At 47.5% G+C, this 15,937-nt stretch carries 11 protein-coding genes and 5 tRNA genes; 15 read left to right on the top strand and 1 reads right to left on the bottom strand.

Annotation, left to right across the window (positions count from 1 at the left end; all coding sequences use genetic code 11):
- Window positions 1-10 precede the first annotated feature (10 nt).
- From LBQ97_03675 to LBQ97_03625, 11 genes are all read left to right on the top strand, one after another.
- Window positions 11-2,554 carry a DUF87 domain-containing protein gene (locus LBQ97_03675; GenBank protein MDR1831817.1) on the top strand — a complete coding sequence of 848 codons (2,544 nt, stop codon included), beginning with the start codon at window positions 11-13 and terminating at the stop codon, window positions 2,552-2,554.
- Between the two features lie 23 nt (window positions 2,555-2,577).
- Complete coding sequence (locus LBQ97_03670; GenBank protein MDR1831816.1) at window positions 2,578-3,336, top strand: MipA/OmpV family protein; 759 nt, start codon at window positions 2,578-2,580, stop codon at window positions 3,334-3,336.
- An 864-nt stretch (window positions 3,337-4,200) separates the two neighbouring features.
- Window positions 4,201-4,677, top strand: a complete 477-nt coding sequence (locus tag LBQ97_03665; GenBank protein MDR1831815.1) for a helix-turn-helix domain-containing protein — start codon at window positions 4,201-4,203, stop codon at window positions 4,675-4,677.
- Between the two features lie 32 nt (window positions 4,678-4,709).
- Entirely contained in the window at window positions 4,710-5,003 is a 294-nt protein-coding gene (locus LBQ97_03660; GenBank protein MDR1831814.1) for a hypothetical protein, read from the top strand.
- Window positions 4,954-6,195, top strand: a complete 1,242-nt coding sequence (locus LBQ97_03655) for a site-specific integrase (protein MDR1831813.1) — start codon at window positions 4,954-4,956, stop codon at window positions 6,193-6,195. Before LBQ97_03660 ends, LBQ97_03655 begins: the two co-directional genes overlap by 50 nt.
- 729 nt (window positions 6,196-6,924) lie before the next feature.
- Window positions 6,925-7,662: a hypothetical protein gene (locus tag LBQ97_03650; GenBank protein ID MDR1831812.1), complete on the top strand. Its 738-nt coding sequence runs from the start codon at window positions 6,925-6,927 to the stop codon at window positions 7,660-7,662.
- A 102-nt stretch (window positions 7,663-7,764) separates the two neighbouring features.
- Window positions 7,765-7,841 (top strand) — tRNA-Pro (locus tag LBQ97_03645).
- 5 nt (window positions 7,842-7,846) lie between these two features.
- Window positions 7,847-7,922 (top strand) — tRNA-Gly (locus LBQ97_03640).
- Window positions 7,923-7,941: 19 nt separating this feature from the next.
- Window positions 7,942-8,017, top strand: a tRNA-His gene (locus tag LBQ97_03635).
- Window positions 8,018-8,020: 3 nt separating this feature from the next.
- A tRNA-Lys gene (locus LBQ97_03630) sits at window positions 8,021-8,096 on the top strand.
- 8 nt (window positions 8,097-8,104) lie between these two features.
- Window positions 8,105-8,189 (top strand) — tRNA-Leu (locus tag LBQ97_03625).
- A gap of 71 nt (window positions 8,190-8,260) precedes the next feature.
- Here LBQ97_03625 and rpmB read toward each other — a convergent pair.
- A complete protein-coding gene (rpmB, locus tag LBQ97_03620; GenBank protein ID MDR1831811.1) occupies window positions 8,261-8,518 on the bottom strand; it encodes a 50S ribosomal protein L28 in 258 nt (85 codons plus the stop codon).
- Window positions 8,519-8,665: 147 nt separating this feature from the next.
- Here rpmB and LBQ97_03615 point away from each other — a divergent pair, with 147 nt between their 5' ends.
- From LBQ97_03615 to secA, 4 genes are all read left to right on the top strand, one after another.
- Window positions 8,666-9,847 (top strand): amidohydrolase, encoded by a 1,182-nt coding sequence (locus LBQ97_03615; GenBank protein ID MDR1831810.1) that lies wholly within the window; start codon window positions 8,666-8,668, stop codon window positions 9,845-9,847.
- Window positions 9,848-9,849: 2 nt separating this feature from the next.
- Window positions 9,850-11,031, top strand: coding sequence for an amidohydrolase (locus LBQ97_03610; protein ID MDR1831809.1), 1,182 nt, complete (start codon window positions 9,850-9,852; stop codon window positions 11,029-11,031).
- A gap of 6 nt (window positions 11,032-11,037) precedes the next feature.
- Window positions 11,038-13,119 carry an NAD-dependent DNA ligase LigA gene (gene ligA / locus LBQ97_03605; protein MDR1831808.1) on the top strand — a complete coding sequence of 694 codons (2,082 nt, stop codon included), beginning with the start codon at window positions 11,038-11,040 and terminating at the stop codon, window positions 13,117-13,119.
- Window positions 13,120-13,204: 85 nt separating this feature from the next.
- The gene (gene secA / locus LBQ97_03600) at window positions 13,205-15,892 is read left to right on the top strand and encodes a preprotein translocase subunit SecA (protein ID MDR1831807.1); all 2,688 of its coding nucleotides are present in this window, start codon (window positions 13,205-13,207) and stop codon (window positions 15,890-15,892) included.
- Window positions 15,893-15,937: the final 45 nt, after the last annotated feature.

Raw genomic sequence — 15,937 nt, 5'->3', positions numbered from 1 at the left:
GGAGAAACGAATGTTTTGGAGAGATTACGAAAAATCCACAACTGATGTGGTTTATCGGGAGTTTAGACCCAAGGGGGCACGATTTTATCATGCCCTGCCATGGGCTTACATCGAAGAAGAAGGAATTGTGGTTAATAAAGCAGGCGGGTTTCAGGTTACTTTTAGGTATAGAGGCGCAGATTTGGCAAGCTCAACCCAAGGGGAGCTTGATAATATGAGCCAGATACTGAATAACGCTTTGAAACGGCTTGATGAAAATTGGGCGTTTCATGTGGAAATGAGACGATCCAAGGCAAATGCCTATCAGGTAACGAAAGGGATCAAAGAAATTCCGGTATTTATCGTTGAAAAAGAAAGGGAAAGTTTCTTTTCTTCTGGCGTTCATTTTGAATCTGATTATTACCTTACGATTTCATATTTTCCGCCAATAGACAATATCAAGAAGCTGAATAACATTTTCTTTACAGCAAGCGCTGAACATGAGCTCAAAGATACCTTTATGGAAAATCTCACGGAGTTTAAGCAAGAAGTCTCTAATATCAGACAAATGTTGAGCCCGGTTTTCCCAAAATTGTCGCTTCTCACATCGAAAGAACAGATCAGATATTATCATTCAACGGTTTCGGATGAAGATCATCCGATTGCAGTGCCGGATACGAAAATCTCTTTTCAAATGCTTGATAGTTATCTCTCAGATTGTGACTTGGTTACTGGATTAGAGCCTATGCTCGGCGAAAGGTATTTCAAGGTTGTTTCAATTCTGAATTTTCCCTCCGATTCGTATGAGGGAATCCTTGATTCACTTAATTCACTCAATATGGAATATCGTCTGGTAACAAGGTTCATACCGCTTGATAAACTGACTGCATTGAAAGAGCTCAATACCCAATGGAAACGTTGGTTTGGGAAAAGATACAGTTTCAAAGATTCTATGATTGCGGCAATGACTGGAAAACAGCCGTCAAATGTGGATAGAGATGCCGTCATAAAAGCCCATGAAATCAAAGATGAAATGTTGAATGTGCAAAATGACGCAATTTCAATAGGATATTATACGCTTACCGCTGTGATATTTGATCGGGATAAGGATGTGGTTTTAAAGAAAGCGCAAACTGTAAAAAATGTCCTCAATACAGCTGGATTTACAGCTGTTGTCGAGACTTATCACGCAGTCGAGGCGTTTATGGGAACAATTCCTGGAAATATTTTATCTAATGACAGAAGGCCGCCAATATCATCTTTTTCTGTTGCTCATATGCTGCCAACTTCGGCCATTTGGGCTGGCAATGTGAGAAACAAGCATTTGAATGAACCGCCTCTTGTATATTGTCAGACGACAGGAAACACGCCGTTTCGGCTAAACTTACATTTTGGGGATGTCGGGCATACTTTGGTGTTCGGGCCAACGGGTTCTGGTAAGTCGGTGTTTTTGGAGCTTTTGATTGCTCAATTTCTGCGATATAAAGAGGCACGTGTGTACGTATTCGATATGGGGGCATCTTCAAGAGTTTTGGCTTATGCGGCCGGTGGTGAATTTTATGATCTGGGAGAAAATGACGATCTTGCTTTTCAGCCGCTTATTAATGTTGATGATGAGAAAGAGCGGGAATGGTGTCAAGAATGGATAGAAACTCTGTTGGAAGATCAAAATATGATTCTGGATCCTCAAAAGAAGATAGAAATATGGGAGGCGTTGACTGGTCTTGCAAAATATGATCCTGAGAAGAGGACAATCAAGACGTTTAAGTTTTTGTTGGCCGGTGTTGATCCAAAACTTGCCGAAGGGCTCGCCCAATATTGCGGTTCTGGGACTTACGCAAAATATTTTGATGGAGCAAACGAGAGATTCAGAGCTGCCAAATTTACTGTTTATGAAATGGAAAAGTTGGCTGAATCAAAGAATGCGGTTGCACCGGCTCTGGATTATTTGTTTCACAAATTGGAATCATCTCTTACAGGGTTTCCCACAATGATTGTGCTGGATGAAGCGTGGCTGTTTTTGACAAATCCGAAGTTTGAACATAGGATATCAAGGTGGCTTAAAACATTCAGGAAATTAAATGCTTTTGTTGTGTTTGCCACGCAGTCAATCAGTGATGCCAAAAATTCCAAGATTTTTTCTGCGTTGAAGGATAATTGTCCGACAAAGATTTTTTTGCCGAATCCGAATGCAAAAGAACTTGACCAGAAGGAAAGCTATGTTGGATTTGGCTTGAATGAAACCGAAATTTCGAGAATTGCGTTATCAATTCCCAAAAGACAGTATTATTTTAAGAATCCGGAAGGATCACGACTTTTTGAGTTGGCGCTTTCCAAATTGGAGCTTTGTTATGTGGCGGCTTCCAGCAAACAGGATCAGGCCAAGGCTATAGAGATCAAAGTGGCTTGTACAAAGCCAAACGGTACATTTGATGTTGACCGATTCAATTCTCTGTGGCTTGATTACAAGAGCTTGAATGGGGAAATTATATTGCGACTTACAAAAAAACTCATGGCTGCCGAAGATGAGACAGAAAAGAAAATTTCTCGTAATTCTGTATTCTCGGTTGCATAAATCTAATCGAAAAGGAGCACAAAATGAAAAAAATTCTGATGATATTTACTTTGCTTACAACTTCTCTGGCTTTTGCCGGAGATGAGATTACTCCAGCCAATTCAGTAGGACTTATGGGGAGCTATAACAAAACACTGTATCACGCTGATGCGGCAATTGTCGCAATTCCCGCAGTGAATTTTGAATTTGATCGCGTCTTCTTACGAAGCCCGCTTGAATTTGGTGTAATCGTATATGAAGAATCTGGATTTCGCTTTTCACTTGTGGCCAATCCCTTGATTGGATATTTTGATGGATGGTCAGCCAAAAGTACTGATTTCAAAGGTGGGTATGATGAGATCAGAGACAGAAAATCTTTCCCGGCTGTCGGAGGATCAATTGAAGCCATGTTCTCTGATGACTTTTTTACTGATTTCAGTGGGTATTGGGGAGAAAAGGGAATCAAAGCAACGGCTTTATTTGGGAAAACATTTGAACTACCCGATAGGTTCACACTTATTCCGTCTCTTTCTGCGAGATATTATAGTAGAAGCTATATCGATCACTTTTTGGGAATAAATGCTCGGGAAGTAGCAGAAAATTTGGGAATTACGAAGACTTATAGGGGAAAATCCGTTTTTAGCGGCTGTTTTGATCTGTCGCTGGAGATGGGAATTACAGATAATGCGGCGCTAAATCTATTTGGCGGCATGGAGCTTTTTGAAAAAGAAGTGCAGAAATCTGACATCGTCAAAACGAATGTTCAGTTTTATGGCGGTGTTGGATTGAGGTTTGTTTTTTAAGGAAAAGTTATCGCCCAACGGGTGAAAAGTTTTCACCCAATGGGTGAGAAGTTTATGTGCTTGGACATAACCCATGCCAGCCAGGACCCCGGCGCCCCAACTGGCATGGGGGAGGGGACGTCAGGTTGTTGTTTCGGCCTCCGGCCGGCTTGGCAGCGGCGGCCCCCCAGAATTGCACGCGAATTAAGATCAACTTGCATGAGGAGATTTCGCTGACGGATAATGCCCGCCAATAACCGACGCCGTCACGGGGCTCCCGCGCTGTCGGAGACAGTCATAATTTTGTGGAAGTGTCCACCAGTTTGTTTCTGTTTCTAGTACCCAGACCGAGGATCACTGCGTGACCGTCGGATGTGGGAATTACTTATTTCCATTTGCAGGTCGTGAAAGTCGGATAGTAGAGTTCAGCTGGCTTCAGTGATCAGCCAATAACCGATGCCCGCCGTGGCTCACGGCTAACCCATGCCTGTCGTGGCTCACGGCCCGCCGGAGGTTTATAAAAAGGATCGGTTTTTGTGAATTTTGGGAGTTGGACGGCAAGAAAGGGTATCATACGTGATACAATGAAAAAAGAAAAGGAAATTCGATTACGAGTTTCTTTTTTTAAGGATATTAGATTGTTGTTGTGATGGAAATTGTATTATTTTACATATATTGGTATTAAGGAAAAAATATTTTTTACTTTTATTGAGTAAAGTGGCTAAAACGAAATTTGAATTTTCGAAATTTCAAAAATACAGCGGATTAGATTGTGGCCACACGAAAATTTAGCTTCAGTGTTGACAAAAGGCCGTGTTTATGCTATAATTGTGGAGGTTATATTTTTCCGGAAAAATATTTACCGTAACAGAAGGAGCAGAATATATGAGACAGAAAACCGGACAGGAAATTGAAAATCGCAAGATTATTGGTAAAAATTTACAACTTGTAAGAATCAAATTTGATATTGGGCTTATGCAAATGGCTCAAATAATAGGGAGATCTGAAAAATCAATTATATCAAAGATTGAAAAAGGATTGAGGCCTGTGTATTCGGAGGAACTTGATCATTTGAGTAATCTTTTCGAGGTTGATTTTTCTTTATCCGAAAAGGATTTTACGGAAAAATTGGAAGCGCTTGATCTTGATAGGATAAGAAAGAAACATCCGATACTTGCAGAATCAAAGGTAATATGGGGAAAGACTCCAATAGGGCGAACACATATAGAGCTTGAAAGACAGATAAAATATATCGAAAAAAAGATGGAAATCTACAGTACAAAAGCAAATACTTTAGCAAAAAAAATGCAGTTGCTTGAAGAGATAAAAACAAAAGTTGTGCATCAGTTACAAACATTGTAACATAAATTTATATGGGTTATGGGAGAGTGAAAATGCGAAGATTTGAAGATTTGGCCAGAATATTTTGGCTGGATGTCGAACAGGTCAGAGTGATAATGGGATGTAGCAAGTGTAAGGCATATCAGGTCGTCAGAGAATTCAACAATGAACTTGAAAAAAAGGGAAAAATAATACGGCCGGCTTATGTGCCAGCGAAATTATTTTTACAAAAACTTTTTTTGAATGATGAAGAAATCGAACTGATATTGGAAGATCTGAGAACAGGAGTACGAGAAGATGCCAGTATACGAAATAAGCAAGAGAAAATCATATCAGAAACTGCTTGATGAAAAAAAGAGGAAAAATAAAAGCAAAAAAAATTGGGGATATAAATTTCAAGGATTCAACCCTGAGACAGGAAAAAAGAAGGCATACACCAAAGAAGGTTTTTTGACGAAGGATGAAGCAGAAAAAGCCGAACGGATAAGAAAAAATGAACTTGAAGCGCTTGAAAAAGAATTCAAAGAAAACGGATGTTTGGTAAAGCCTTTCATGTTTTCTGAATTGATCGAAAAATTTCTGCTTGAATCCAAGAGCAGAGTTCGGCCGGGGGTTCAAAGAAATAAGGAAGTGTTTGTTAGAAATCATATAATGCCTGATTTCGGTCATTACGTGGCTTCAAAGATTTCTAATTACGACATTATCGAATGGCAGACGAGAAAACGAACAGAGTTGTCTGCCAAAACTGGACAACCATACGAAAAAACAACCCTTAGATCAATGAGCTCGATATTAAGTGGTATATTTAACTTTGGAATCAAGATCAAAAAACTTGCCGTCAACCCGCTTCGTGATGTTAAACACATGGGCACTGCTCGAACTCAGCATGAAATGTCTTTTTTGACATTAGATGAGTTCAAGACCTTTATCGCAGCATTTGACGATAGTACTTCAATGGGGCGTGTATACAAGTTGATCTTTGAAGTTCTCTTCGGTACAGGAATGCGAATTGGAGAACTCTTGGCACTGAGAGTCATGGATGTTGATTTGGAAAATAGCATAATCAACGTTCGTCATACATATATAAGGTTATTTGGCCATGATCTTGTTCAAGACCCCAAGACAGTTAATGGAAAGCGCCAGATTGCAATTACGCCTTCACTAAAAGATTCATTGAAGACTTATATTGATCGATTGGTCGATCCTGATCCACAATTCCGGCTTTTCCCTTGTTCTAAAGATCAGATAGAACGACAAAAAAATTGGGCACTACGTGAAGCCTTTGGAATAGTTGAAGGAACACAAAAGATTGGAAAAAAAGGCAACCGAGGATACCCCGGAGATCCAAAAAAATTTGTGCGTCTCCATGATTTCAGACATTCGCATGTGTCTTTACTTATTAGTAAGAATATGGACGTCATCTTAATTGCGAAAAGACTGGGACACGCAAGTCCGGATATCACACAAAAAATCTATGGTCACTTATACCCGCATAAAGAACGGGAAATGATCAATGAACTGATGAAACTCAATTTGTAAGTTAATATGGCTGATCAAAAAGCAGACCAATTATAAAAAATTCAATAAACCAAGTCATTATATTGACAAATATTTTGTTTTGATAAAATTGTTTTGATGTAGGTGTGCGATCAGAGAAAAAAGATTTTGATGGTTTCTTTGAATGCTGGAGATTGGAAATCTATAATTTGGATGTCCTCTTGGATGGAAGAAAGTCTTTTGCGTCCTGAAATGCCAATTTAATGCAGTTGATGAGTTTTGCAGGATAATCTCTTTACGATTTACATAATTTATTAGATGAAGCGAGACCCAGTAAACAAATTTTTTTGAGAATGAAAAAATTGTCTATCGTTTTTTTCTTCCGCAGGTATACCAAGACGAAATTTTGGTTTTTGTCGGTTTCTTTGGACGTTGAAAATTGGAAAGAGCTGTCTTTGGATGTTCCTTTGGATGGAAGAAAGTCTTTTGCATCCTAAAAAGTCAATTTACTGCAGTTGACGAATTTTTCACGACAATCTGTTCCTGATTTGCGTTATTTATTAGATGAAGCGAGACCCAGTTAACAAATTTTTCTGGGAACAGAATAGTTTCCTGTCGTCTTTATCTTCCGCAGATATATCAAGAAAAAATTTTGGTTTTTGTCGGTTTCTTTGGACGTTGAAAATTAGAAAGTGCTGTCTTTGGATGTTCATTTGGATAGAAGAATAATTTTTTCCCCGAAAGATGCCAATATATCCCAACTGATGAACTTTGTCCGACAATCTCTTTACAGAGCTCGGTTTTGACTGGGTATACAGCAGCAATGGAGGCATTACCGAAGCCCGGGGAACAAACGCGTCTCTGCTGAAAAGCGCCGTCGTCGACGGCCTCGGCTCCAATTACTCCGCCGGGTTCGGGCTCGTCCGCCAGTTTCGCGGCGGGAAAGACATGCTGAGCGTGGGCCTCCACATGTTGGAAGCCAATCAGGATCTTGTCATTAGCGCCATTCCCTCGATTCTCATCGCGGACGGCGAGACAGGAGAGTTCAAAATCGCCGAAGAAGTCATCGTAGGGGAATCCAAGGATGAAAACGACGAAACCGGAAAAACAACCTACACCCCGCTGTTTCGGGAAGCGGGGATTATCCTCAACGTCCAACCCTTTATCCAGGACGACGACACAATCCTGCTCAAAGTCAAGATCGAAGTCAGCAATTTCAAGCTCCGGAAGGAAAACTCCTCCGAGGATACGGGCACCTACAACGCCGAGGGCGGCTCCAAAGTCGGGCGCTCCGTCGTCACCACGATTCGCGTCAAAAACGGCGAGACGATTTTTATCGGCGGTCTCAAGCGCGCGATTATGCACAACCTTCAAAGCAAAGTGCCGGTACTGGGCGATGTGCCGCTGCTGGGAAAATTGTTCCGCAGAAAGTCCGTCAAAAACGAAACAACCGACATCTACATCAAAATGACCGTCGACGTCGTCGGGACGGACGCGAGCACGGGTTGATCCGGTCGGGACCGGCAGATTCCCCCGACAGGTTTCCCCCAAAAAAACATTTGACAGAAATTCCCGGGAATGTTATAATATGTATCGGCCATGCAAGGCATTCGGAATATAGCGCAGCCAGGTAGCGCACCTGCCTTGGGAGCAGGGGGTCGCAAGTTCGAACCTTGCTATTCCGACCATTTTTGCGGGAATAACTCAGTTGGTAGAGTGTCAGCCTTCCAAGCTGAATGTCGCGAGTTCGAACCTCGTTTCCCGCTCCAAATTCATAACTTTCAGACGGTGACTGTAGTTCAGTTGGTAGAGCGCCAGATTGTGGATCTGGTTGGCGCGGGTTCGAGCCCCGTCAGTCACCCCAAGTGCGTCATTAGCTCAGCTGGTAGAGCACGCGACTTTTAATCGTGTTGTCACAGGTTCAATCCCTGTATGACGCACCATTTTATTTGCCTGAGTGGTGAAATTGGCATACACGCCAGACTTAGGATCTGGTGCCGCAAGGCTTAAGAGTTCGAGTCTCTTCTCAGGCACCATGAATCGGATAAAATCAATATAAAATAAAAAAGACATCCGTAACGTTGTCTTTTTTATTGGTCTTCCGTTATTATTTCGCCAAAAGTTTCGTAATCCTCGGGCTCAGCGTTTCGCTGTTTTCCTTCAGATACTGCATTACTTCCGCCTCGTTGGAACTCTTCAATTTCTTCAGTGTTCGCGCGCAAACCTTGATTTTAAGCAGATTTCCATTTATGTTTATGGTCGCAACTTGAAGATTCGGCTTCCAGACTCTCTTCGTCAGTCTGTGCGAATGCGAGATCAGGTTTCCGCTGGTAAGACCGGTCCCGGTTATTTCACATCTTTGCATCGTAACACCTCTTTTGAAAATTTATCTCCGGCTTATAATTATAGCATTATTTCGGAAAAAATTCAAATAATTTTTTGAAAATTTGAAATTTTCTTTGCGACGTGATAAAATAAGATAATCGAATTTGTAGAATTTTCAGGAGGAACCATGGATATCAGAAAATTGTCCGAAGATGCGAACCCCTACATCATCGGAAAAAGAAGGGAGTTTCACGAGCACCCGGAACTGTCCTTTGAAGAAGAATGGACGACGGGGCATATCCTCGAGGCGCTGGCGGAGCTGGGCATTCCGGCCGCAACCGTCGATGGCGTCTATGGTTGCGTCGCAACCATCAAGGGCGGTAAAGCGGGAAAAACCGTCATGCTCAGGGCCGATATCGACGCCCTGCCGGTGTCCGAAGAGACCGGCCTTCCCTTTTGCTCAAAAATTCCCGGAAAAATGCACGCCTGCGGGCATGACGCCCATACCGCCATGCTTCTTGGAGCGGCAAAAATCCTGGTCGCCATGAAGGACGAACTGCGGGGCGACGTGAAGCTATTGTTTCAATCCGCGGAAGAAAGTTGCTTTGGCGCGAAAAGCTATGTAGAGCGCGGCGTCCTCAAAGGCGTCGACGCCGTTTTCGGCATGCATGTCTGGGGAACGCTGGAAGCGCCCTATATCAACTTTGAGGCGGGAAACCGGATGGCGTCCTGCGACAATTTCAAAATCACGATTCACGGCAAGGCCGCCCACGGATCTACGCCCCAACTGGGACATGACGCCGTGGTCGCGGCGGCTTCGGCGGTCATGAATATCCAGACCATGGTCAGCCGTTTCAACAACCCGCTTAATTCCCTGGTCATTACCATAGGAACCATGAAAGGCGGCGAGCGGGCCAATATCATCTCAAACCACGTGGAGATGGAAGGGACCGTCAGGACATTTTCCCGGGAACTGCGCGGACAGATCGAGGAAAAACTCAGGAAGATCGTCGAAGACTCGGCGGACGTCCTCGGCTGTACGGCGACCCTTGACTATGACAGCCTCCTGGATCCCGTGATCAACGAAGACCCGGATCTTGTCCGGATCACAAGGGCTGCCGCCACAAAGCTTTTCGGAGCGGAAATCCTCAAAGACATGCCGCAGCTCATGGGTTCCGAAGATTTTTCCATGCTGATGAAGGAAGCGCCGGGGATTTACGGCTTCATCGGCTCCGTCAATCCGGAAAAGGGGACGATTTACAGCAACCACGACAACAAATATACCGTAGACGAGGATATTCTCCATATGGGCGCGGCGCTGTACGCCCAATTTGCCTGTGATTATCTCGCCGAAAAAGGGGGGAAATAATCATGGATATCCGAAAACTCGCCCAAGAAATAAAACCGTACACGATCGCCCGCCGCAGATGGTATCACAGCCATCCGGAGCTCTCCATGCACGAAACGGAGACGACAAAATCCCTCGTCAGGGACCTGGGGGAAACGGGAATCCCCGTCGAAACCTTCCGGGACGGACTGCCGGGCTGCATGGGAACCATCACCGGCGGCAAAGGCCCGGGAAGGACGCTTATGCTGCGGGCCGATATCGACGCCCTGCCCGTAACGGAAAAAACGGGGCTGCCCTTTGCCTCGGAAAATCCGGGCGCCATGCACGCCTGCGGACACGACACCCATATCGCCATGCTCCTTGGGGCGGCGAAAATTCTGAATACCGTAAAGGATGAGTTCCGCGGGACCGTAAAGATTCTGTTTCAACCGGCCGAGGAATTTATCGGCGGCGCGAGACAGGTCATCCATCAGGGCTTCCTCGAAGGGGTCGACGCCTGTTACGGTCTTCATACGATGCCTGCCATGAATACGGGCAAGATCAATTTTGAATACGGCGAGCGCATGGCTTCGGCCGACGGGTGCACAATCACCATAGAAGGTTACGGCGCCCACGGCTCGGCGCCCCATTTGGGCAAAGACGCCATTGTGGCGGCTTCGGCGGTTATCCTGGCCGTACAGACGCTGGTGAGCCGCCTGAACAATCCATTGAACCCCCTTGTCGTCACCATCGGGAAAGTAGACGGCGGACGGCGTTTCAACATCATCGCGGACAAAGTGACGATGGAGGTCACGATCCGCTGCTTCAACAAGAAAACCCGCGAGGACGTCAAGGCCAATATTGTCAAAATCGTGGAAACCGTGGCGGACGGCTACGGCTGCAAGGGGACGGCGACCTTTATCGGAGGACTTCCGGCCGTTTTCAATAATGACAGACGCATCGTGGACATCGCCCGGGCGGCCGTCGTCAAACTCTACGGGGAAACGGGACTTTCCGATATGGAAAAGCTCATGGGCTCCGAGGATTTCGCCTGGTATCTGGACAAAATCCCCGGCGTCTACGGCATCCTGGGCGCAAAAAGCGACGATGTCCCGGGTTCCGACATCAGCCTGCACAATGAGTGCTATTCCCCCGACGAGAACGCGCTTGAAATGGGGGTTGCCGTGACCGCGCAATTCGCCTGCGACTATTTGAATGAGGAATAAAAAGACATGAACGGAAAACACGCTGGAGGCAACATGGAACTGCCGGAAAATCCGGAGCTGATCCGTGAAAAAATGGAAACTTTGCGGGCTGATCTGCAACGATACAGCAACGCCTATTACGCGGAAAACGAGTCCCTGATCTCCGACGTCGAGTTCGACCGGATGCTCCGGGAATTGGAGGAACTGGAAGCGGCCTATCCGCAGTACAAAGCGGCGGAATCGCCCACGGCCCGCGTGGGCTCGAGCCTCAAGGACACAAAATTTCAGAAGGTCCGGCACAAAAAGCCCATGTTGAGCCTGAGCAACAGCTACAACATCGGCGAAGTGAAGAGTTTTGCGGAACGGGTGTACAAAACGCTGGAATACCGCTATAAGGACCTGCCTTTTGTGCTGGAGTTGAAACTGGACGGCGCGAGCATAAGCCTCCAGTACGAGAACGGAAATCTCGCCCGGGGAGTCACCCGAGGAGACGGAATCGAGGGGGAGGACGTGACGGAAAATATCTTCGCCGTGGCCTCGATCCCGAGGACGCTGCCAGAGCCGCTGACCCTTGAAGTCCGGGGGGAAATCGTCCTGCCGAAATCAAAATTCGCGAAAATCAATGAAATCCGCCTCGCCCGGGGCGAGGAAATCTTTGCCAATCCGAGAAACGCCGCCAGCGGAACGCTCCGGCAGATTGAATCCCAAATCGTCGCCGAACGAGGACTCGACGCCTATTTCTATTTCCTCGTTGACGCGCCGGCGCTGGGCCTCCACACCCACAGCGACAGTATTCGCTATCTGAAGCGGCTGGGCTTTCAGACGACCGGCATTTTTGAGTTGATCAGTGATATGGACGAAATGGAAGCGCGGATCGCCTGGTGGGAAAACGCCCGGGAAGAGCTCGATTACGAGACGGACGGCATGGTCATCAAGCTTGATGACATGGATCTCTGGGAAGAAGTGGGCTATACGACAAAATCGCCCCGCTGGGCCATCGCCTACAAATTCCCCGCAAAGCAGGTCACGACGCTGTTGGAAGACGTCACTTGGCAGGTGGGGCGCACGGGAAAACTGACGCCGGTGGCGGAACTGGCGGCCGTGGAGCTTTCCGGAAGCCGCATCAAAAGAGCGAGTCTGCACAATCTGGACGAAATCCGCCGGAAGGACATCCGGATCGGCGACAGGGTCTTTATTGAAAAAGCGGCGGAAATCATCCCCCAAGTCGTCAGCGCCGTCAAGGAGCTCAGGACCGGCAAAGAACAGGAGATTCCGGAACCGGCGGTCTGCCCTGTCTGCGGCGGAAAACTGGAACGGGAAGCGGGGCTTATCGACCTCAAATGCGTCAATCCCCAGTGTCCCGCGATTATCCAGGGAACAATCGAATATTTCGTCTCTCGGGACGGTATGAACATCACGGGCCTCGGCGCCAAAATCGTCGAAAAATTCCTGAAACTGGGGTATATCAAAGATGTGAGCGACATTTACCGCCTGGACCGCTACCGGGACGAACTGATCGCCCTTGACAAAATGGGCGAAAAGAGCGTCGACAACCTGCTGGCGTCCATCGAGGCCAGCAAGGCCCGACCTTACGCGAAAACGCTCTATGCCCTGGGCATCCCCAACGTGGGGAAATTTCTCGGCAATCTCCTCGCGAAGAAAAGCAAAACCCTCGAGCGCCTCGCGGAAATGACCGTTGACGAGCTCCTTGCCATCGGCGACGTGGGCGAAAAAATCGCGACGGCCGTCTATGATTTCTTCCGGCAGCCGGAAAATCAAGCGCTTATCCAAAAGCTGAAAGACGCGGGCGTCAATTTCTCCGAAACCGAAGAGGCGCCTTCTGACATGGCGGCGGATACGGACAACCCCTTCAGGGGAAAGACCTTTTTATTTACCGGAAAACTGGCCCGATTTACCCGGGAAAACATCAAGGATATCGTCGAGCGCCTGGGCGGAGAGAACCTGTCCGGCGTCAGCAAAAAGCTCGATTATCTCATCGTCGGCGAGGACGCCGGCAGCAAGCTCGCCAAAGCGCGGGCTCTGGGAACGGTCAAAATTCTCGGCGAAGAAGAATTTTTTGCCCTCTGCAAAGACAGGATAAATATTTGACTATCCTCCTGATTTGTGGTAGCATATAACATAGAGAAAGACAGAAAGCATCGGAAATTTCAACCCAAGAGGAAGCGAGGAAAACATGATCGGATTATTCAAATCAATATTCGGGACAAAAAATGACAGAGAAATAAAACGATACGGCAAAATCGTCGAAGACGTCAACCGCCTGGAACCTCAAATGAAGGCGCTCTCCGACGCAGAAATGCGCGCCAAAACAACGGAATTCAAAGAACGGCTCGCGGGGGGCGAGACCCTTGAGGATATTTTGGTCGAAGCCTTTGCCCTCGTCAGGGAAGCGGCCGTAAGAACCCTCGGGCAGCGGCACTACGACGTGCAGATTATCGGCAGCATCGCGCTCCATGAGGGAAAGATCATCGAGATGAAGACCGGCGAAGGAAAAACCCTCGTGGCTACCTGCCCCGTGTATCTGAACGCGCTTTTGGGAAAGGGCGTCCACGTCGTGACGGTAAACGATTACCTCGCCGCCCGCGACCGCGACAATATGGGCAGGATATATGAATTTTTGGGGCTTTCCGCCGCCGCCATCCTCAACGAAATGTCTAAAGAGGAACGTAAACAGGCCTATCTGGCCGATATCACCTACGGGACCAATTCCGAATTCGGCTTCGACTACCTGCGGGACAACATGGTGTCCACCATGGAGGACAAAGTCCAACGAAAGCTGAATTACTGTATCGTCGACGAAGTGGACTCCATCCTGATCGACGAGGCGAGGACACCGCTCATCATCTCGGGCGCCAGCAACGACGTCATCGAGATCTATAAAATTTTCAAACAGGTGGCCAATCTCCTGGAACGGAGTACGGAAACCGAAAAGATCAAAGACATCAAGGCCAAACGCCTGATCCCCATTACGGACAGCATCTGGGGCGACTATGAAATTGACGAAAAATCGAAAAATGTTGTGCTGACGGAAAAGGGCGTCAAAAAAGTCGAAAAACTGCTGAAACTGGACAACCTTTATTCCGCCGAGCACATTGAGCTGACCCATTACCTGACCCAGGCTCTTAGGGCCAAAGAACTGTTTACCCGGGACAAGGACTATCTGATCCGGGACGGCGAAGTCATCATTATCGACGAATTCACGGGCCGGGCCCTCAACGGCAGACGCTATTCCGACGGTCTCCACCAGGCCCTTGAGGCGAAAGAAAACGTTACGGTGGCCGGGGAAAATCAGACCCTCGCCTCGATCACGCTGCAGAATTATTTCCGGATGTATCAGAAACTGGCCGGCATGACCGGTACGGCCGAAACGGAAGCGGCTGAATTCATGCACACCTACGGCCTCGAGGTCGTCGTGATCCCCACGAACCGACCCATGATCCGCAAAGACATGCTGGATCTCGTTTACAAGACAAAAAAAGAAAAAATAGACGCCATCACCCAAAAAATCAAAGATCTCTATGAAAAGGGGCAGCCGATCCTGATCGGCACCATTTCCATCAAGAGCTCCGAAGAACTCTCCGAACGGCTCAAGGCGGAAAATATCCCCCACAGTGTGCTGAACGCCAAATACCACGCCAAGGAAGCGGAGATCGTGGCCCAGGCGGGTCGCTACAAGTCCGTAACCATCGCGACCAATATGGCCGGACGCGGTACGGACATCATGCTGGGCGGCAATCCGGAATTCCTCGCGATCAAACAGACGGGGAGCCGGGAAGCGGACGCTTATCCCGAAGCCTTCGCGAAATATACGGCCCAATGCGAAGCCGAACGTCAGCAGGTTCTGGAAACGGGCGGGCTTTTCATCCTCGGCACCGAGCGGCACGAATCCCGCCGGATCGATAACCAGCTCCGGGGACGTTCCGGCCGGCAGGGCGATCCGGGCATGTCCGAATTCTATCTTTCCCTCGAGGACGACCTCATGCGTCTCTTCGGCTCCGACCGGGCGAAAAAAGCCATGGAAATGTTGAAATACCCCGAAGGCGAGCCAATCATGCACTCCATGGTCAACCGGCGGATCGCCTCGGCGCAAAAGCAGATAGAATCACTCAATTTTGGCAGAAGAAAGAGCCTGCTCGAGTTTGACGACGTCATGAACAAACAGCGTTCGGCTATTTACGCGAGCCGAAACGAAGCCCTGGGCATCGATGATCTCGAGGATACCGTGAAAACCATGCTGCGGGATACGGTTTACGATCAGACGGCAATGCGCTTCCAGGGAGAATTCAAAGAGGATTGGGACATCAAAGGACTCGCCGAATATCTCTTTGAAAAATACGGCTACGACATTGAAGACCTTGAGGAATACAAGGCCCACAGCGTCGAGGAATACAGCGAAATCCTCTATCAGGGCCTGCTCGCCATCTACAAGGAAAAAGAGCGAAATCTCGGGCCCGATCTTATGCGCAAACTCGAAAAATACATCCTGCTGGATGTGGTGGACGGGCGCTGGCGCGAGCATCTGAAGTCCCTGGACGGTCTGCGGGAAGGGATTTATCTCAGGGCCTACGGACAGAAGGATCCCATCGTCGAATACAAGCTCCTTTCCGGCGAGCTCTACGAGCAGATGCTGACGACCATCAAAGAACAGACGACGTCCTTCCTCTTCAAGGTCATCATCCGCAATCCCGACGAAGAAATCCCCGAACCCAAGGAAGAAGAGATCGCTCAGGTCAAATACAGCGGCGGCAGTGAAGCGGCCATCGACAATACGCCCGAGGCCGAAGAACCCAGCAGAAACTCCCTCTGCCCCTGCGGCAGCGGTAAAAAATACAAAAATTGTTGTGGAAGAATCAAAAAATAACTATAAATTTCATCGAAGAAGTTCTGTGATAACGATTAAAATGTC

This window comes from Fusobacteriaceae bacterium, from assembly GCA_031272775.1.
In the GTDB taxonomy this organism is placed as follows: Bacteria; Fusobacteriota; Fusobacteriia; order Fusobacteriales; family Fusobacteriaceae; genus JAISST01.
Note: the sequence above shows the minus strand (reverse complement) of the source record. Positions and strands in the feature narration are given on the sequence as shown.